19 protein-coding genes are annotated in these 20097 nt (G+C 40.2%); 13 read left to right on the top strand and 6 right to left on the bottom strand.

Annotation, left to right across the window (positions count from 1 at the left end):
* Positions 1-72: 72 nt before the first annotated feature.
* From cobA to FBB35_RS22455, 3 genes are all read left to right on the top strand, one after another.
* Positions 73-1662, top strand: a complete 1590-nt coding sequence (gene cobA, locus FBB35_RS22445) for a uroporphyrinogen-III C-methyltransferase (protein WP_174711482.1) — start codon at positions 73-75, stop codon at positions 1660-1662.
* Positions 1663-1675: 13 nt separating this feature from the next.
* Positions 1676-2272, top strand: coding sequence for a dephospho-CoA kinase (gene coaE / locus FBB35_RS22450; RefSeq protein WP_174711483.1), 597 nt, complete (start codon positions 1676-1678; stop codon positions 2270-2272).
* Positions 2273-2765: 493 nt separating this feature from the next.
* Positions 2766-3092 (top strand): hypothetical protein, encoded by a 327-nt coding sequence (locus tag FBB35_RS22455; protein WP_174711484.1) that lies wholly within the window; start codon positions 2766-2768, stop codon positions 3090-3092.
* 79 nt (positions 3093-3171) lie between these two features.
* On the opposite strand, the gene FBB35_RS22460 is transcribed toward FBB35_RS22455, so the two are convergent.
* Complete coding sequence (locus FBB35_RS22460) at positions 3172-4575, bottom strand: hypothetical protein (protein WP_174711485.1); 1404 nt, start codon at positions 4573-4575, stop codon at positions 3172-3174.
* Positions 4576-4962: 387 nt separating this feature from the next.
* Positions 4963-6318, bottom strand: coding sequence for a Rieske 2Fe-2S domain-containing protein (locus FBB35_RS22465; RefSeq protein WP_174711486.1), 1356 nt, complete (start codon positions 6316-6318; stop codon positions 4963-4965).
* Between the two features lie 76 nt (positions 6319-6394).
* Between FBB35_RS22465 and FBB35_RS35575 the strand changes: the two genes are divergently transcribed.
* Positions 6395-6517 carry a hypothetical protein gene (locus FBB35_RS35575; protein WP_302480928.1) on the top strand — a complete coding sequence of 41 codons (123 nt, stop codon included), beginning with the start codon at positions 6395-6397 and terminating at the stop codon, positions 6515-6517.
* Between the two features lie 18 nt (positions 6518-6535).
* On the opposite strand, the gene FBB35_RS22470 is transcribed toward FBB35_RS35575, so the two are convergent.
* Positions 6536-6925, bottom strand: coding sequence for an NTP transferase domain-containing protein (locus FBB35_RS22470; RefSeq protein ID WP_368041854.1), 390 nt, complete (start codon positions 6923-6925; stop codon positions 6536-6538).
* A 27-nt stretch (positions 6926-6952) separates the two neighbouring features.
* On the opposite strand from FBB35_RS22470, the gene FBB35_RS22475 reads away from it, so the two are divergent.
* Positions 6953-8019, top strand: a protein-coding gene (locus FBB35_RS22475; protein WP_174708235.1) for an ISKra4 family transposase whose coding sequence is annotated in 2 segments (ribosomal slippage) — positions 6953-7109 and positions 7109-8019 — 1068 coding nt in all. Because the reading frame shifts where the segments join, the coding sequence is not laid out codon by codon here.
* A gap of 6 nt (positions 8020-8025) precedes the next feature.
* Here the strand turns inward: FBB35_RS22475 and FBB35_RS22480 are convergent.
* Positions 8026-8322, bottom strand: coding sequence for an NTP transferase domain-containing protein (locus FBB35_RS22480; protein WP_254625665.1), 297 nt, complete (start codon positions 8320-8322; stop codon positions 8026-8028).
* A gap of 293 nt (positions 8323-8615) precedes the next feature.
* Here FBB35_RS22480 and FBB35_RS22485 point away from each other — a divergent pair, with 293 nt between their 5' ends.
* Positions 8616-10385, top strand: a complete 1770-nt coding sequence (locus FBB35_RS22485) for an asparagine synthetase B (protein WP_174711487.1) — start codon at positions 8616-8618, stop codon at positions 10383-10385.
* Between the two features lie 409 nt (positions 10386-10794).
* Positions 10795-11043: a hypothetical protein gene (locus FBB35_RS22490; protein WP_174711488.1), complete on the top strand. Its 249-nt coding sequence runs from the start codon at positions 10795-10797 to the stop codon at positions 11041-11043.
* 54 nt (positions 11044-11097) lie between these two features.
* Here the strand turns inward: FBB35_RS22490 and FBB35_RS22495 are convergent, their stop codons facing one another.
* Entirely contained in the window at positions 11098-12129 is a 1032-nt protein-coding gene (locus FBB35_RS22495; RefSeq protein ID WP_174711489.1) for a VOC family protein, read from the bottom strand.
* A gap of 189 nt (positions 12130-12318) precedes the next feature.
* Here FBB35_RS22495 and FBB35_RS22500 point away from each other — a divergent pair, with 189 nt between their 5' ends.
* The 6 genes from FBB35_RS22500 (at position 12319) to msrB (ending at position 18970) form a co-directional block, all read left to right on the top strand.
* On the top strand, positions 12319-12942 hold the full coding sequence (locus tag FBB35_RS22500) for a DUF3859 domain-containing protein (RefSeq protein ID WP_174711490.1): 624 nt from the start codon (positions 12319-12321) through the stop codon (positions 12940-12942).
* A gap of 5 nt (positions 12943-12947) precedes the next feature.
* Positions 12948-14774, top strand: a complete 1827-nt coding sequence (locus tag FBB35_RS22505; RefSeq protein ID WP_174711491.1) for an asparagine synthetase B — start codon at positions 12948-12950, stop codon at positions 14772-14774.
* On the top strand, positions 14744-16027 hold the full coding sequence (locus tag FBB35_RS22510; RefSeq protein ID WP_174711492.1) for a decarboxylase: 1284 nt from the start codon (positions 14744-14746) through the stop codon (positions 16025-16027). Before FBB35_RS22505 ends, FBB35_RS22510 begins: the two co-directional genes overlap by 31 nt.
* A 533-nt stretch (positions 16028-16560) precedes the next feature.
* Entirely contained in the window at positions 16561-17403 is an 843-nt protein-coding gene (locus FBB35_RS34990; RefSeq protein ID WP_254625666.1) for a hypothetical protein, read from the top strand.
* 325 nt (positions 17404-17728) lie between these two features.
* Positions 17729-18262, top strand: a complete 534-nt coding sequence (locus tag FBB35_RS22520; RefSeq protein WP_174711494.1) for an MgtC/SapB family protein — start codon at positions 17729-17731, stop codon at positions 18260-18262.
* Between the two features lie 213 nt (positions 18263-18475).
* The gene (msrB, locus tag FBB35_RS22525) at positions 18476-18970 is read left to right on the top strand and encodes a peptide-methionine (R)-S-oxide reductase MsrB (RefSeq protein WP_174711495.1); all 495 of its coding nucleotides are present in this window, start codon (positions 18476-18478) and stop codon (positions 18968-18970) included.
* Positions 18971-19228: 258 nt separating this feature from the next.
* On the opposite strand, the gene murI is transcribed toward msrB, so the two are convergent.
* A complete protein-coding gene (gene murI, locus FBB35_RS22530; RefSeq protein ID WP_174711496.1) occupies positions 19229-20095 on the bottom strand; it encodes a glutamate racemase in 867 nt (288 codons plus the stop codon).
* Positions 20096-20097: the final 2 nt, after the last annotated feature.

Here is a 20097-nt window from a genome sequence, read left to right on the forward strand (position 1 = left end):
AGGGCATTGGGGATTGGGAATGGGGCATTGGACATTGGGCATTGGGAAGTAATAACAAATGACAAATGAAAAATGACCAAGATTGAAGAAAAGGGCAAAGTCTATCTTGTAGGTGCTGGGCCTGGAGATGTGGCATACCTGACGGTAAAAGCTTACAATCTCTTAGCTGCTGCTCAGGTTTTAGTCTACGATGCCCTGGTAGATGCTCAATTATTGCAGTGTGTAACACCTGATTGTTTGAAGTTAGATGTCGGTAAACGCGGTGGTAAACCTAGTACAACTCAAGGTGAGATTAACAAGTTACTAATAAAGCATTGCCAGCAAGGAAAACAAGTTGTAAGGCTCAAATCAGGTGATCCGTTGATTTTTGGGCGTTGCACTTCTGAAATTGAAGCTTTGAAAGCATCTGGTTGTGATTTTGAACTGATACCAGGAATTTCTTCAGCCCTTGCAGCACCATTGTTTGCAGGAATTCCCCTGACAGATCCGGTGTTAAGTCGTTGTTTTGCAGTGCTTACAGCACATGAACCAGAGGTTTTAGACTGGGAGGCACTCTCACGCTTAGAGACACTGGTAATTTTGATGGGAGGGCAACATCTGCCAAAGATTGTACATCAATTGGTGCAACACGGGCGATCGCACTTAACACCCATTGCAATCATCCGTTGGGCAGGAACTCCTCGTCAAAAAATTTGGACAGCGCAACTGGGCAATATTTTGGAACAAACCACCGGATTATCACTTTCTCCGGCGGTAATTGTTGTTGGCGAAGTTGTTGGGCTACATAAGTACTTACAACCTGAGAAAATAGATTATCAGGATTCGACTACAGCCCAAACTCCAATGTTAAACAATCTCTCCTCCTTTCCCGAACCCCTCATTGGTAAAACAATCTTGGTGACACGTTCAGTTGGACAGTCGAGTACATTTAGCGATCGCCTCATCACATTAGGTGCAACAGTCATCGAAATGCCTACCTTAGAAATTGGCCCGCCCTCCAGTTGGCAAGCTTTGGATGATGCGATCACTCATTTATCTCAGTTCGACTGGTTAATTCTCACTTCTAGCAATGGCATAGATTACTTTTTTGAAAGGTTAATCGCCCAAGCTAAAGATACCCGTGCCTTAGCAGGTGTAAAAATTGCCGTCGTTGGCGAGAAAACAGCCAATAGTCTCAAACAATATTCTCTCCAAGCAGATTTTATTCCCCCCAACTTTGTTGCCGATTCTTTAATAGAAAATTTTCCAGAGAAACTGGATGGTAAAAAGGTTTTATTCCCCAGAGTTGAAAGTGGCGGCAGAGAAGTTTTAGTTAAGGAATTAACTCTCAAAGGAGCAAAAGTAATCGAAGTTGCTGCATATCAATCTTGTTGTCCTAGTGATATTCCACCTGCGGCAGAATTAGCCCTCAAAAACCGCAAGATAGATATAATTACCTTTGCCAGTTCTAAAACTGTACAATTTTTCGACCAGCTAACTGAGAAGATATTGCCCGAAAACTCTAATGTTAGTCAACTCTTAGAGAGCGTTTGTATTGCCTCTATCGGCCCTCAAACCTCTAAAACTTGTCATGCTTTATTCGGGCGTGTGGATGTAGAAGCCCAAGAATATACTTTAGATGGTTTAACCCAAGCACTAATAACATGGGCAACAAATTCTTAATATCAAATGACCAATGACAAAACGTATAATCGGCTTAACCGGAGGTATTGCCACAGGCAAAACCACTGTCACCAATTATTTAGCTAGCGCTTATAACCTGCCGATTCTGGATGCAGATATTTATGCGAGAGAGGCAGTATCTATAGGTTCGCCTATTCTTAGTGCGATCGCCGGGCGTTACGGCGAACAAATTTTATTAGCAGATGGCAGCCTCAACCGCCAAAAGCTAGGCGAAATTATCTTTAATTGTCAAGATGAACGCAACTGGATAAATAATTTGATTCATCCTGATGTGCGCGATCGCTTCCTCAAAGCAATTGCCCAATCTTCCTTACAAACACTGGTTTTAGTAGTGCCTCTATTATTTGAAGCGGGTATGACTGATTTTGTTACAGAAATTTGGGTAGTGTGTTGTTCTCAAGAGCAACAACTACAAAGATTGATACAACGAAATCATTTAAATAGAGAACAGGCACAAGTCAGGATCAACAGCCAATTAGCTATCGAAGAAAAAGTGGCTCGTGCAGATATAATTTTAGATAACTCTTCCACCCTAGAAAGACTACTGAAGCAGATAGATGCCGCTCTAAAAACTACAAGTAGGGACTAGAAGCTATCTATATTAAAAAATATACATAGATTGCATTCTCAAGACATAAAATCTTTATCATTTTAGATGATCTAGTCCAGTAAAAAATATTATATCTGACCAGCCCTATATAATAATTCGGTGATTTTACAGTTGAATCTGCGGTTGATGATACTGTAAATTTAAATGATTGTTGATAAAAAGATATCTGAAGTAAAATTAAAGATTAATAATTAAGAATTAAGAAAAATTAATTGCAAATTATTAATCTCATTTTAAAATTAATTTTAAGTATCTTATCGACGACCTGCTTGTAATTTAATTTTGCTAGTTATTCTGTGCAGGCACTTAATTGGACATTGGGTTATAAATTTCTTTACTAATTGTCAATGTGGTTAATTTCTAACTAGATTGTCCACCTGTTCGATTCTGGATTGGTGATTTAAAAATGATTGAGATTCACCTAGAGTCCAAAACTCTTCTTTATAGATTTATTCTTTGGGAGAACTCATTTATGTCTTTGATCAGGACAGGTATGAACTTAAGTTTTAGTTTTTTAAGCAAGTTAGCTCTAGTGAGCTTTCCAGTAAGTGAATTAAAGAAGAAAAATAAAATACACGATTATAGCCAACTAGCCTGGGGAACTGACTACGTATTTGAGCGCCTCAACCAAGGAATGATCGGATATCTGACTGGAGTAGGGAAAGGCGTTAAACCCTGCGATCGCATTATTTTACGAGAAGGTTGTGAATCTTATCAATATCAAGTAGAAGAAGTTGATTATTATTCCGATCCATCTGATATGTGGATAGCTTTGCTTAAGCAAGTACCGATTGACTAAATATTAAAGTCAACCAGTTACTTCAATTCTATCTGTGAAGATTCCCTCTCTTGCTAAACGAATAAGAGAAAGGATATATCTATTTTAAATCGATCAAAAAATGAGCTATTAAAGTATTTCTTTCGTAGGATAGCAAGTAAAGATGCAGAATATTTGGGTTATCTTTATCAAGGTGCATCACTGAACCATCAACTGCTAAATGGTGATGATCTATCCACCGATCCTGCGAATCTAGTAAAAAACTAAAGTATGGGCTAACATCTGGATGATTTTTCGTTAATTCATCGTAGCTTTGATAAAAGGGAGGTATCCCAATCCCCATAGGCATATATAAACCTTTAGGATACTCTTCTATAGGCAATTGAGGAAGCTTTTTAAGATTAATGCCACTGATGAGTAATCTATTTTGCTCACTAGTCTTAATATCTGTGAATACTAACTCAATCTCTTGTAAATCTTGTTCAATGCCAATAGGCTTAATGTTCCTTAAAATAGTTTTATCAAATTTGCCTATTCTCCAGTATTGATTTCCCCAAGGCTTATTTTGATCGTAAAATCCTGGTGCTCGAAAACTGGCAAATTTAATTTCATTTTTAGCATCGTAAAAATCTCTCCATTTTGTAATATTTTTCGCTAGTGTAGTTCTAACTTTTCTACTCTGCTCTCCCGACACAATTATCCTTTCATCAAGGGGGAATTGAGTAGCAACTTCTTTTTGCTCGAGTACGTTTCTCAGAAGATTACTCTTGACTATTGTCCCACTTGGATCTTGCCAGTGTTCTAGTTTCCACCAATGCTTCCAATAAGAAATATTATTAATTTTTTCAAAAATATTTTTGTAATGTCCCATCGGGAAGGTAAACCAACTTTGATAATAAAGGGATTTATTACCATCCTCTTTAGTGAAAAGTAAAATTTCCCAAAATCCTGCATTTAAGCAATTATTAGCCAAAGCCACTTCTACCAGATTTTGCTTTTCAAAACCGTCTCCGCCGCTAATTTCTATAATTGGTGAGTTAGCAGGAAAACTAACCTGTTGTCTGTTCCACTCCCGGTCTGTAAAAGCGATTATTTCTAAAGCTTGATCTTTTTTAACCCATTCTGGCGCTTTAGGAACTAATAGCTCTAAATCAACATTTTTTATAATGATTTGCGCCGTTTTGTTGTCTGTTGGCTCAATCACAAAATCGAAATGTGTATCATCTCTCTTAATAATTGTTAATTTTCTCTGAGAATATCTTTGAAAATTTTTACCCAAGGGTGCAGGATTGACTGGATAATCAACATTAGATAATTCTTGTAGGTTTACACTCATCTTATTATCAAATTTATATCTGGATTTAAACCAGAAGCCAGCCAATCCCAGCAAACCAAGACATAGAATAAGGGTGCTAAATAAAATCTGTTTATTCGTGACTCTAAAATTAAGCTTGCCAAATCTGAAAACGCCTGCATTCTTTTCCTTTGCAGAAGTGTTTTTCATGAGATAAATTAATTTTTATGAGAATGGCACTTAACAGCATACCGTTATGTGAAACTGATTTTTCATTCCCATGATCAAAGGTCACATTAATAAACAATTATCTGAAATTTAGAGGTTTAATACCCATTTTTTACTGACTTTTCACGGGTTCTGGAAACTTCTCTCCAAATCTTTCTCTTTCTAGGCTACGGTGTACACATAAGTCTTTTAAAGTTGTTTTGATCTACTCCACCCAGTCCCGCGATAAATTGAGGGCAAAAATCTCTCAAAGTCCTCCAATTTATCAGAGGATTTAGGAGGAACTACAACATTTTGGTTTTGTAGAGAAATGTGTATACACCTTAGCCTAGAAGGAGAGAGACTTTGAATTTCCTCCCAGTCAGGATTTTAGTGACGAGTGTAGGAACGCTCAAAGTGAGTTTTGAGTGTCTGAGCCATAGCGGATATTACAATTGCTGTTATAGAAACCGATATTGCTGCTATTCTGATTATAGAGTTATCTGCAAGTATCCCTACAGCAGCTAAAGCGATCGCTACCCCTATACAATTTTGTCTGACTTTATTTGTCACTTGATAAGCTTGATTGCAGGAATGACAAATAATTGTATGTTGCGAAAATCGGTCTAATGTTATCAACTTCTCATCAGACTCGCTATTACCGACATTTTTTGAGGTGGAATAACCTTGATAAAATGGCAAAGATGAGCCAAATTTATCTAGCCACTTGCGATACTCAACCACCAAAGTATCAGATGTCTTTAGAGGTAAATACACTTCTTTGAGATTTTTTTTCAACCGCTCAATTTGTGCTTTTTGTTCAACAACTAATTGCAAATCACTTTCCAAGATTTTGTTTCTTATCAAAATGTGATCTAGCCAAGGAGGTATCAGCTTAGTTTTTTGGGTAAAAGAGTTACTATAATTCCTGATAAGAATCCGACATCTATTCTTACCTAGTGGAATTGAATACAAAGCTGTGCCCCCAAATTTACCTTGCTGTGCATTAGCAAATTTGTAAAGAATCAAATTAGGAGCAATGAAATCTAATGAAATCCAAGGCAGATTGGGTGTCCGTGTTCGTCGCCACCTTCCCTTAATTCCCTGAACGTTACTTTCAATGACTTCTATTTCCAGAGCTTGAGCATCTTCTCGACTTCCCATGATGCCATCATGACTGATTGGAACATGAGCCGGATCAATAATATTTTCAATAAAATAGCTTTGGTCGTAAGGTAGGTCACGTACATAGTCTAAGTTGAAGCATTCCGGCTTGTTCCAATCTGGTAGTGATGGAATTAGCTCATCAATAGCTGTTTCAGCTTCACCTGCCCACATCCAAATGATACCTTGACGTTCCAAAACTTTAAAAGATGGCACGCAAGCATTTACCGGAATTTTTACATCGCTTGGTAACTGGGGAATGTGTAGACATTGACCATTATTGCCAAACTGCCAACCGTGGTACGAACATTCTATTTTGCCGTCAATAATTTGTCCATCAGAAAGTCTAGCTGCACGGTGAGAACAACGATCTGTTAAACAGATAAGCTGTCCATTTTGCTCTTTGAACAAAACGAAGGGTTCTTCATATAACGAAAAAGTATAAGGACGATTTGTAGGCAAATCTTGCAGAAAACAGACAGGATACCAAGATTGTCTCCAGTTAAATTCCTGCTGATTCTCAAGTGTTTCAAAGGTAGAATTTGATGATGTCGCCTGTAGTATCTCTGTTTCTAATGTCATCGTTTTCTCCAGGTTTATGCCATTCTAACTTTTATAGAAAACTCCTATTTAATTTTGGAACATAAAACTACACATAATGCCTAATTTTTACCCAATAAACGATGTATATAAGGTAACGGACACCGAACTGCTGATGAGAGAAAATCTACGGTTAAAGGAAGTAAAGGTGGTTTATCGCCGCAAAGTTTTTCTCGCCTAAACGTCTCCGGCTCTGCCTCTAAATTCTGAATTCTGAATTATTCTTCAACAAAAGCTGCTCATAATCATCTGGAGTATCTAAGTCGAATACACCTTCTGCGAAAGGTATAGCTAAAGCTTCTTGAAGATATTTTTTAATTATATGTCTTGCCCCATCTGTACCACTTAGTGTAGTTAGTTTTGCAAATAAAGTGCGGTTAAATAATGCAGGAACACCTAAAGTGTCTGCATATTGTGACGCAACGATTGGATTAAGAGTAGTTTCGTAAACTTCAACAAGTTGATTGATGAGTTGAGGTGAAATAAAAGGTTGATCGCATACCATCAAAACAACAGCTTTTGCTTCTTTGCTGATTATATTCAGGGAGCATCCCAGTTTTTTGCAAAGAAGACGAAAATCAGTCAGGATAGGTAAGACGAGTGTATTTACTTACCGATGACCCCAGAACAAAAGCAAGCTCTTCAAAAACATATTCAGGCGATTGCTAAAATATTGTATGAAGATACGTCAAAAGAAAAGCTCACAAATCTTGCAGCAATTGAAGAAGCAGTGCGGAGTCAAATGCAGAAGCATGTTATGCCAGAAGTAGGGGTTTTTTTATCGAAACGATTACAGGGACAACCGCAGGATACCAACGACGGCTCAAAAGCATTCTTGGAGAGTTAGCAATAACGAGCAAACAAGCCATTGAATTAGAAGTCGCACCAAGTACTCAACTGAGTCCATATCTAGAAACTTGTTGTTTGAGGGTAAGTGCGAATGTCAGCTATGAAGATGCGGCATCAGACATCAAGTATTTTACGGGCATAGAGGTTTCTCACAGCAGTCAACAGAGATTAGTGCATCGCCAGAATTTTGAGTTGCCAACACCAGAACAGACAATTGAAGAATTAAGCGTCGATGGTGGAAACATCCGTGTCCGAACTCCTAAAGGTCAAATATGTGCATGGCTTGGCTATAAAGCAATTAGCTTACATCATCTCGGAATCTTGGGAACTTCATTTCAGAATAATCAGATTGTGATTGATTGGGTTAATGACCAACCACTGGCTAGCCCACTCACTTGTATTGGTGATGGACATGACGGCATTTGGAATATAATTGACCAATTAGCACCTGATGCACAACGTCGAGAAATACTTGATTGGTTCCATTTAATAGAAAACCTCCACAAAGTTGGGGGTTCACAAAAACGCTTGAAACAAGCACAAAATCTACTATGGAAAGGCCAAGTTGAGGCTACTATTGCCTTATTTACAGATTGTAAAGGCAAACAAGTACAAAACTTTTGCCGTTATCTTGATAAGCATCGCAATCGCATTATCAACTACGAATATTATCAAGCTGAAGAAATTTGTTCAATTGGTTCAGGTTCAGTTGAATCTGCCGTTAAACAGGTTGACCGTCGAACAAAAATTTCCGGGGCACAATGGAAACGAGAAAATGTGCCTCAAGTCCTAGCCCATCGCTGTGCTTACCTCAATGGATTATTGTCAGTTTGAGCCACTTTAAAAAGTGAGATGCTCCCTTATATTCAGGGTTTCTATACCAACACGAATAGAGCTACTTATTCCCTCACTAAAAAGTGGATTTTCTACAATATGTACTTGTTCTGAGTTAATCTCTGGTTTGATGCGTTCAGCGTATGACCCTAATACAACGATAATTGGGTGGCAAACTGAAGCGTTCGCCACTTGAACTACATGGCCAATCAAACTCTGTTCACCGTAACGTAGAAGTTGTTTTGGTGTTCCCATACGAGTTGATGCACCAGCAGCAAGAATAATTAGACCTACATCAGACATTTGATTTTCTCTCCATGAATTGAGCCAAGTCGTGACCTCAGCATTCCATCAGTGCGATTTGCCAGTACTGCTTGAATTTCTGCTACGATTGACAGAAATCTGCACATCTGAATACTTATGGAGAAAAGCTTATTCTTTTTCTCCATAAGTATTCCAGTCATTTGTGCTATTAAGTAGTGAATAAGCTGTTCCAAATTTAACTTGCATAATTAGCCTTTTTGAATAAAAGTTTGTGTGCGATCTATTTATTTCAAAAATGCCTAAAATGATTAATTATGCGTTGAAAATTTCCCATGCTATTTGATGCGTTTAAAAATCGTAAATCTCCTAAAATCGAATTCACCAAAATTGACCCAACCTGGCGCGTAGCTTGGGGAACAGTTGATGAAAGTTATGAAAATATAGCTTGGCGAGATGAAAAATTTTCTGTAGTTTTACCATGTACAGCTTCTGGATTGCTGACGGAGACATTAGCAATTAGTTATGAAGGACGATTTGTTGTTGTTGGCGATATTTGGTTAACTAACCGAGTGCAGTTACTACAGAAGTTAGGAATTGAACCGGATAGCTTTCAAGGAAGTTCTCTGCAACTAGTTGCCAATCTTTGGGAACGATGGGGTTTTGAATGTCTTCGCCAACTTGTGGGGATGTTTGCACTAGTGGTTTGGGATAGACAAAGACAAGTATTAAAGTTAGTTCGCGATCGCATCGGTGTTCGGACTCTCTATTACACTACCACTGGTTCGGTTCGTTGGATTGCGCCTCAGCTGAGAACTTTATCACCTCACCGTTCATCCGAATTAGATTTGGTAGCGTTGCGAGATTACCTTTGTTGTGCCTTTGTTCCAGGAGAAAGAACGCTTTGGGAACAGGTGCGGGAACTACGACCTGGAACTGTTTTAGAATTTATCGACCACAAAGTTGAAGCCTATTGGCAGCTTCAAGAACAGATTGTAGCAGTAGATCAACCCTTAGCATGGCATAGCGATCGCTTGCGAGAACTGCTAGACCAAGTTGTTCAAGAATATTTACCACCAGCCGATGAACCCGTTGGCGTTTTTCTTTCTGGTGGTTTGGACTCTAGCGGTATCACTGCTTTAGTAGCGAAATTTCACAAAGCACCAGTTCACACCTTCTCGATTCATTTTGGTTCAGAATGTCCCAACGAGTTAGAATTTTCCAGTCTCGTTGCATCCCATTGTCAGACACAGCACCACATTTTAGAAATTACTTTTAAGGATATGTGGGAACGCTTACCAGAAACAATGGCCTATTTAGATGACCCTATTGGCGACCCACTGACTGTTCCCAACCTATTACTGGGACGGCTGGCAAGAGAAAGCACAGAAATAGTTTTAAATGGTGAAGGTGGCGACCCCTGTTTTGGCGGGCCCAAAAATCAGCCAATGCTTATCAATAGTTTATATGGCTCTGTCACCAATCAGGATGCTTTGCAAGCCTATTTAATTTCCTTTCAAAAGTGCGCTGTTGATTTACCACAACTTTTAAAACCAGAAGTCTTGACAGCGATACAAACAGCACCTTGGGTTTTTGAAGAAGATTTATCTTCCCAAGTCAGCTATCTGAATCGTTTGATGGCAATGAACATCAAATTTAAAGGCGCTGACCAAATTCTGACGAAAGTAAGTAACTTGACTCAAGCAGCCCTTTTGCACGGTCGTTCCCCCCTATTTGACCAACGAGTAGTAGATTTAAGCATGGAAATACCTCCAGAGCATAAGCTTTCTGGAGTGGGAGAAAAAGCAGTTTTAAAGCAAGCTATCGCAGATATTTTACCAGAGGCAATTATTTATCGTCCCAAAAGCGGCATGATGGTGCCCGTACAGTTAGGATTTCGGAAATATTGGCAGCAAGAAGCCAAAGATTTATTATTAAATCGGAATGCAGCCATCACTCCTTACTTAAACCAGTTACCTATTCGCAATTGGTTAAACTATCAAGGAGATACTTGGAGTCGTTATGGAGTAAAGCTTTGGTTGCTTGTGAGTTTGGAAATTTGGTTACAGGTGAATCAAAAATGCAGTAGTGAAAGCAAAAAATGAATACGCGACGACTAGAGCCAACTTTGGGGAGTAAATAACGCGATGTGCGACTTATTGTTAAAACCCCACTTCCATTCCTCTCCCCGAAGTCGAGAGGCTTTGATCCCTGCTCCCCTTCCCTCTCTTCAAGACGCTGCGCGAACGTAGGGAAGGGGTTGGGGGTTAGGTTTGAGAGTAAAGTTGCACACGGCGTTAAATAAGTTTGTAGTAAGGATTTTAATCCTTGTCTTAATAAACACTAAAATACTTACTGAGTACCAACATATTTCTACTGTACTGTAGTAGTCAATAAAATATTTTTTTTACTACAATATGAACTTCTTCTGGAATTAAAATTTTCTACTGTGTATTTACACGTAGATAGAAATCAAATCCAGAACTCTCATAAAAAATTACAAGTAGGAAACTAATGACACAGCCTAACTCGCAAGATAAAAATAACTTTCTTTACCCTCGTAGTCGATATTATGGTAAATTCCAGCCAGAGACTTTAGCATTTAATGCCAATCTCCAAGAATTTGCCCAAAGAATTAGTTATATCTCTTGTCTAGAAACAGGCGGAAAACTATCTCCAGAAGAAGCTTACGAGCAAATTAGTGTGCTTTGGAAACAGTTGAAACATAGCAAAAAAGAACTGTCTATTGGCGTAAATAAATGAAAGCTAGTTTTTGGGCATAGGGCATGGGCAATAACTAGCAATGCCCTATCCCAGTTAATTAGCTTCCAGCAAAGTCCAGAAATAGCCATCTGGCGCAACGAATGAGAAACTCGTCTCGCCAAACTCATTACTAATAATGTCTGTAACTTTTTGTACAGTACTTGCTTTGATGCGATCGCAATACTCCTGTATTCCCTTAACCCGATAAGTGTATAAACACATACCTAAGCTACCTGGTTGGGCTGCCTCAAAACGCGATTCTAAATTAACAGATTCTGGGAATCGAACAACATAAAGTCTACCACTGCGTGCAGCCAGCAGGTCAGACTTAGAAGAACGCGGATCATCAAAAGCAGTAACAATAAACTTTTCACCAGGGTTAAGGTCAAAAATATCTCGACCTGCTGGCGAAGATTCATAGCTAGTTTCGACATCATCACGCACACGCAGCAAACCTAAGACTTCTTCGTAAAACTTGAGGGTTTCTTTGCTGTCATCTTGAGAGATGATTCCTATATGGGTAAACTGACTAGCTTTGAGAGCAGCATTATGATTAACTTGTCCGTAATGCGGTAGTGTATAGCCAAAGCGTTGAAATAAAACTTGTCGAGCTAAGGGTTGAAGTAGCAACATTTCTCGTACACCAACTGCTGGCTCAATAAAAGGACGGCTTTTCCTCTCTTTGTTGTAGATGACTTCCCAATAAGGGTTAGTGTGTCTGATAGGAAAACCTGCGGCTTTTGCATCCTCTATATGATTTAATATACTTAACACATCTGTTGTTAAGCTTGTCGCCCAACGATTTCCCTTAATTTTCATCGATGCTATTCCCAAACCTTCATGGGTGGGGTTTTGCCAAACCATCAACCGAACCAAACCATGATCTGAATTTTGGTGATAAAGGCGAATTGAGCGTAAAGACGAATTTACTCCATATAATTGATAGGCTACATCTGCGGTTAATTCACCCACTTGACCAATACGATAGCCAAATTGCTCCCAATATTGAATTGCAGAAATTGGTTCTGGGATGCCGATACAGACTTCATAGATACCTTCAATTGCGGTTTGTTGTTCTTGAGCCATAACAATTTTGGATTTTAGATTGGTCAAATAAATAAAGCTTTCGGAAAGATATCTCAGAAAGAATCCGAAAAGCAACAACTTTAGGTTGTAGCTTATGATGTACTTAGAAAATTGGGTATAGAGTTCTTCTGATTGCACGTAATCAAGATCAAGAATCGCCATAAAGTTTTTTTTAACAGGAGTTAAGCGATGACGCAGCGACTGACTCAAGAGCAATTAGCACAAATAGTCACAGAAGTAGAAGGTCTGCAAGTGCGTCGAGAAGCGGAACTAGACCAACAGCAGGTTAGAGAAATTTTACAGGAGTTGAATTTACCGCCTGAGTTACTAGATGAAGCGCTGATTCAGTTAAATCGCCGCCAAGCACTGGAGGTACAGCAACGCCGGAATCGATGGATTACCTCTGGAGTTGTGGCAGTCTTAGTGATACTGAGTGCATCTACAATATTTTTCATCCAGCAGCACAATTCTGAACTCTCTCGTGTTTCTGCTCAACAAGACCGCATTACCTTGGTATCAAATACTGGCGGTGACTTGAAGACAATTTCTCGCCAAACCAATCCAGAAATTTTTTACCGTGTCACCTTAAAGGATGCACCCTCGGGTCAAAAGCTGGCTCTCTCCTGTAATTGGATTGACCCAAGCGGTCAAATTGTCAAGCAAAACAGTTATCAAACCCGCGAAATTAATAAATCTGTTTGGGATACCCAGTGTCGCTACACGATTAATTCGGCTGCAACTGTTGGCAATTGGAAGGTGCAGATGTTGCTAGAAGGTCGGCAGATTAGCGATGAAACCTTTGAAGTGAAATAGTCTAGATGGGCAACATCCCGCATCACTTTCTTGGCTATTGGGGTTATGGCGCTCTACACGAGTTGGAAGCGCTGTTAATTAGAGTTCTGGAAAACCTCTCCCCTTGTAGGGGAAAGGCTTTGAACTTTCCCCCTTCCCTTGCAGGGAAGGGGGTTAGGGGGTTAGGTCAGAAAAATCAGTTATCTCCACAAGAAAATCATCCTCTTCCCATCTGGAATGTTGCTTATATCGGACTTGATGCAAATTCCCCATCGCTAGAAAATCAAATTGCTGCAATTTCAGCATCAGGATTATTCACTTCACTCGATGCTTGGGTAAATTTCCAAGAAAACAACTGCCTGATTTTGGGTAGAGAAGCTTTTGGAAAGATGCCTTTGTATTGGACTCAGCAAGGACAAGTTATCTGGTTTGCATCACAACTGCAACTACTCTTACCGATTTTGCCACAGTCAGAAGTTAGTATTTCTGGGTTATATGGCTATAGCTGTTTTTCTTATGTTCCCACACCCTTAACCCCTATTAAGGAAGTGTTTGCAGTGACGGCGGGAACTGAATTAGTTTGGCAAAGTGATTGTCAATCAGGTAAGCTGCAAACACCTAAATCTAAGGATATCTACTCGTGGCGAGAAGCCTCAAAACAGTTAACAGATGAGGCTAAAGCAATTACCGAATTGCAAACCTTCCTTAGAGACTCCATAGAACGACAGATTGCGGATTTAAAGGATGAACCTGTTGCGGTATTTCTCTCTGGCGGACTCGATTCTTCTGTGGTAGCGGCGCTGCTGGTACAAGCAGGGGTGAAAGTCCGCGCATATACCCTAGATTTTGGTGATGTAGGTATTCCAGAATATCCATACTCTGAACAAGTCGCCGAGTTTCTCAAAATTCCCCTCATTAAAGTTGAAGTAACACCAAGTTCCATCAAGAATGCCCTAATTCCAACTGTGCAAGCATTAGATTTACCCTTTGGAGATGGCGTGTGTGTTCCGTTGTATCTCTTATCTCAAAGGGCGAGTCAAGAAACTCAGGTAATTTTTAACGGCGAAGGTGGAGATCAATTGTTTGCCGGTTGGACGAACAAACCTTTAATTGCCGCAGGTGTTTATCAGGCAGAAAATCCTGCCGGACAGGAAACTTTTATCCAGCAATATCTCCGCACCTTTCACCGTCTTGGGGGATACGAATCTCAAGTTTATCAGCCAGAGGTCTATGCACAGATCCAAAATTTGCATCCTGAAGATTGGCTATTGGCGGCTCTTAACCGTGATGAGTGTCCATCTTTGCTACATCGCCTCCGACGTGCCAGTCTGATGCTCAAAGGGGCGCAGAATATCCATCCCCGTGCAACTGCATTGGGGTTTGCTCATGGCTTATGGGTGCGATCGCCTTTTTGTGATTTACCTTTGGCAGAATGGACATTTCGCCTATCTGGAGAACTCTGTTTGCAAGGAGCTTGTGAAAAATATATCCTCAAACGGGCTGTAGAAAATTGGCTCCCGCCTGAAATTGTCTGGCGACAAAAACGGGGGATGGGGGTTCCTTTAACTTCTTGGTGTTTAAATGATTTTTGGCATCAACTAGGCATCTGGCTCAATCCAGAAACACTTCGCGCCAACAATCACTTTTATCCTCACATTGCGGCCCAAATCGTTGAAGGCAAATTAGGAGCAGCTATTCAAGACCGACGTATCGGTGAGACTCTCTGGTTACTTATTATGTGGCAACTTTGGCGATCGCATGTTTTAAATGAAGAACTAAGTAAACAGTCTTGGAATCATCCTTTTTGGTTACATCGTTGGCTATGGAGAAATTACAAGCGATGGCAAGGTTAGATAAAAAGGAGACGCGATTAATCACGTCTGAGCAATTAATCCCCTCATCTTTCCCATTTTCTGGGGAACTTGCCCAAGAGTTACTGAGTACTTATGGTTCTCCGCTTTATGTTTATAATGGCGATCGCTTGCGTGAAACTATTGAGCGCATTACTAAAGCAATCAGCTATCGCTGCAAGCAATTTCGGTTTGCAAGCGTTACTAATGGCAATATTGCTTTGTTAAAAATTTTTCGCTCATTTGGGTGGGGACTTCACGCTAATACACCAGGAGATATTTACTTGGGATTGCAAGCTGGTTTCGATCCTAGTGAGATTGTTTATAGTGGTAGCAATTTGAATCGGGCTGAGATGCTACAAGTCTTAAATTGGGGAGTTACAACTCTCAATTTTGATAGTCTCGCTCAATTACAGTTGTGCTGTGAAGTTTTGCCCAAAGTCAGAGAGAAAGATATTCGGCTGGGTTTACGCCTGAATTTACCAGAAATTACCGGAGATAGCCGAATTGGTGTGCGCCCTGAAGAATTTGGTGATGCGATCGCTTTAACTCGTGAAGTTGGATTAAAGCTGAGTGGTTTACACTTTTATCGAGGGACTGGAACCAATGCCACAGAAGCATTTACCCAAGTGATTGATGCAGTAATGGCCACAGCACAACTGTTACCAGATTGGGAATATTTAGATTTTGGTGGTGGTTTTGGCTATCCATATCATCACAACAAAACAGCCTTTGACTGGGAAATATTTGGCGCTGAGTTGAGCGAGAGAATTACTCATTTAGGGCGGAAAATTGATTTGGTGATTGAACCGGGACGAAGTGCGATCGCAGGATGTGCAACTTTGCTTGCTCAAGTTGTTTCTGTGAAATGGCAAGGAGAAAAACAGATTGTCGGAGTTGATACCACCGTTGCCAATCTTTCAGTACCATCTGTACACGGTGGCTACCGAGAAATCGTCACCTGGAAGCAAGCAGACAATCTTCACTCCTTATTCACAACTGATATTTGTGGTAACACCACCTATTCACGAGATTATCTAAGTAAAAATTGCCAACTCCCAGCGTTAGAAATTGATGATATCGTTGCCATTTTAGATGTCGGTGCTTATGGTTATGCCATGTCCTCTCACTTTTTACACCGCCCCAAACCTGCTGAAGTCTTGCTAGAAAATGGCACACATCGCTTGATTCGTCGGCGGGAAGACTACAGTGTTTTACTAACGAATCAGATTCTTGATAATTCCCACCTTCTTTAAGGGGGGTTAGGAGGGATCAAGCCTCACCTGAAGCGTATTAGCTAACAATTAATAAATAACATTTGGCAACCATTATGAAGTGCATTAACTGCGGAACTGACAATAAACTAAAAGACCGGACAGCTAATCAAGGTCGGTGTATAAAATGCAATCACACCTTTGCTTTTGAACCAACCAGTATGAGTAGTGTTAAGATTACTGACCCTTTTTTTGCAAAGGCGATCGCTGATATTTCTGCAAAAAATACCTTATTTTTCACTCCAAAACAGCTTTTTTATTTATTAGATAGCCGAGTAAAAGTCAAGTCTATTTCAATATTGGGTTTGTTGTTTATATATTTATTTTTTAATATTTGGGTGCCAGGGTTTATAGGGGGCTTTGCTTCGTTAGTGTTTGGCAATAATTCTTGGTTAATAGCATCAATTGTATTTAATATATGCTTTTTATTTTTTTTATATAAAAAATCTACATCAAACAAAACAAATATTAACTCTCGCCAAAAATATGCTCGATGTCTTCAAATAATAGGAGGTATGATTATTGGTGTGGGAATTTATGCCAGCTTAATTATATATAACTCATTTAGTCTATTTGTCATCGCCGTTATTCTAGGAATGTTGTCGATCTACTGGGGAACTCGACAGCTAGGACAAACTAAATTTGCACAGGAGTTTTTATTTTCTCAAAATGATTTTCAAGGTTGGTTAAATCGATGGCAGAAAATCAATGGTTCAATTCTTAAAATCCTACCTTTTCCGCGTGAGGACAATACACCAGCTACGGTTAATCCTGATGTGACTGCTTACAGTTTTGACAGATTAGTCGTTTGTGATAGTGCTACCATTGCTCAACTATTAATTGCTAATAATTTTCACTTTGAAAATAACTGTGCAATTCTCAGCATTACTGGATATCCACAAAGCATTTTTGACACCACAATGCAAATGCTACGCCGCAATCCCGATTTGAAAGTATATGCAGTGCATGATTGCAATCCACGAGGAATTGGTTTAGTTTATCGTCTTAAAACCAATGCTAGTTGGTTTCTCAATAGCGAGATTGCAATTATTGATATCGGATTAACGCCAAGTCAAATTATCGCTACTAAACGCGGAATGTTCATTCAATCTTCTCCAGATTCGGCGCAAGCAGCTAAACAATTACCTCAAGAAGTTCGTCAAAGTTTGTCTGCTGAAGAATTAGCATGGTTAGAATCTGGAAAGTTTGTGGAATTAGAATCTTTCTCTTCCCAAAGACTGATTAAAGTCCTGCAAAAGGGTATTGCTGGCAGTCGAAATCTAGAAAGTGATGACAGTAACTTGCTTTTAGTAGGGGATACTGGTAATGATATGTATGTTGTTCAAAGTTTTGGTTGATCTAGCCAAAATACGTAGGCGTAACCCGTTGCAGACATCACATTTAAAAATATACAAAATTCACCTCAGACTAGAAATTCATAGCTCATAATAGAAGGTCGAATTCCTGCTATAGAGTATTCGCTTTTGCAGGAAAACTTTATACAGCAATGGCAGTTTTGTGTATATTAGTTTACTTATTCCTAACCTTCTGTTAAATTAACCTTAATGTACACCAAACCTATTGATTTACTGTACTTGAGTTTTCAGCTACAAATGTGGGTAGCCATCTAGCTCACTGGCAATAGGCGCAAAATTCCATTCTGTCTCTAGGAGGAAAAAGGTAATGGGGCCGATGTTTATTACTGCCAACGATTGGCCACATATAGCGTTTAGATTGTCTTTGGCGCTTCTGGTTGGTTGCCTGATTGGATTTAATCGTCAGCAAGGGGGCAGACCAGCAGGGATGAGAACATTTATGCTCGTGAGTATGGGAGCAGCACTATTCGTAATGATTCCTTTGCAGGCTGAGGGCGATAGTCCCTATGCTGCCACCAATGCACTGAGTCGCACCATTCAGGGTGTAGCTACCGGGATAGGATTTCTCGGAGCCGGATTGATTTTACAAGAGTCTCCGAGAAAATCTGCGGCACCAAAAGTAAAAGGTTTAACTACAGCCGCCTGTGTCTGGACTGCGGCCGGGTTAGGGGCTGCGATTGGTTGTGGTCTGTGGCAAATGGGATTATTAGGAGGGCTACTGACTCTAATCACTCTCAGTGGAGTAAAGCGGCTCAATCGCGTATTTGTATTTTTGACGAATCAGGGTAAACAGGGGACTACTCAGGAGCTAACAACTACTTCTGAGGAAGATGATGATTGACCGTCGCTACACATCCAGGTGTATTCAAAATCAAGTCCAGTTGATTCCGATTCCTTACAGTGTTTGATTGCAGAATAATTTTTGGTTTCTTAGCTAATTTTAATCACTTTATCAGCGCTAATTCAGAGCGATCGCTGATTATAGTGATTAAGTAGGGAATTCCGTACTGGAGTTGATTGCCCAGTTAACCGGAAAATAGAAAATAATAGATATATGGACAAACGGTATTTTTTACAAGCTAGTGCGGTAATAGTCGGCACAGCATTGTTATCAAGGTATATCAACTGGGGGGCAAAAGCGATGACAACTTCTAATAGTGGATTTGAAATTACCAAACCAGAAGAAGAGTGGCGCACGATTTTAACGCCAGAACAGTTTAATGTATTGCGTAAACACGGGACTGAACGCCCTCACACCAGCGCATTAGATAAGGAGTACGACAAGGGTACTTATTATTGTGCCGCGTGTGAACTGCCACTGTTTACCTCTGATACCAAATTTAACAGTGGTACTGGCTGGCCCAGCTTCTTTAACCCAATTGAAGGTGCGATCGCTACTACTGTAGATAAGTCGTTGTTTATGACTAGAACTGAAGTACATTGTAGTCGTTGTGGTGGTCATCTTGGTCATGTTTTTGATGACGGCCCTGCACCTACAGGTAAGCGCTACTGTATGAACGGTGTTTCGCTAAAATTTACTCCTGCCTGATTTACGTTTCACTTTAAGGTTGATACAAATAGGTAGCAGAGGGACAAGGAGGTTGACATCCTCACCGCCATGAACGCACTGTCATTCTGGAGTAATGAGTAATAAGTAATAAGTAATAAGTAAATACCCATTTTTTATCCACTCATTACTCATTACTTTAAAGCCGTGCTGGAAGCACAGGGTTTTAAACCCATTTTTCTGATAAGAGGAATAAGGGAAAATTATTAAACAAGTCTCTTCTTTGTCCCCCTGCCCCCTTTAATGAAGTTGGGAAATAGCGCTATCAGTAAAGCGAACCTCTTCAACCATCGGGGTATAGCCTAGCCACTGCACCCCTGACTGAGCAAATTGTTGTGGACACCCGCTAACGGCGAAGCGAGTTGGTAGTGGGAGGTGAGTATTTTTTAAACCTAGCAAGTCTAACTCTTGGGCACAAGCTGCCACGACATGAACAGCTGGGTCAACTAGCTTGACTTGAGACGGGAGGAGCGATCGCAATACTGGTGTCAGGTGGGGATAATGGGTACAGCCATGAACTAGGGTGTCAATTTCTTGCTCTAGTAAAGGCTCTAAGTAGGCTCGTGCCACTTCAGCAGTGTAGGGGTCATGAATCCGGTTTTGCTCAATCAGTGGCACAAACTCTGGACATCCAACTTGCCAGACTTGAACATCAGGGGCAATTTCGAGAATGGCGTGCTTATAAGCATTACTTTTGGCCGTAGCTGGAGTGGCAATTACACCAATGCGTTTTCCTTGCTGCACCGCAGCTTTTGCACCTGGTAGAATTACTCCCAAAATGGGTATGTTGAATTCTTGACGGACGGTTTCTAGGGCTAGGGCAGAACTGGTGTTACAAGCCATAATGACCATTTTTACCTGCTGCTGTTTTAGCCAGGTAATAATTTCGCGCGTAAATTGTAAAATTTCTGCTTGTGAACGAATTCCATAAGGAAGTCGGGCTGTATCCCCAAAGTAAACAATTGATTCATTGGGGAGTTGCCGATATATTTGTCGAAGTACCGTCAATCCACCCACACCACTGTCAAAGATGCCAATTGGGGCACATTGGGGTTCAAGAGCCGAAAAATCGTCAAGATTCGCTTCAAAGATCGAAGATGAATACACAG

The organism is Nostoc sp. TCL240-02 (assembly GCF_013343235.1).
Lineage (GTDB): Bacteria > Cyanobacteriota > Cyanobacteriia > Cyanobacteriales > Nostocaceae > Nostoc.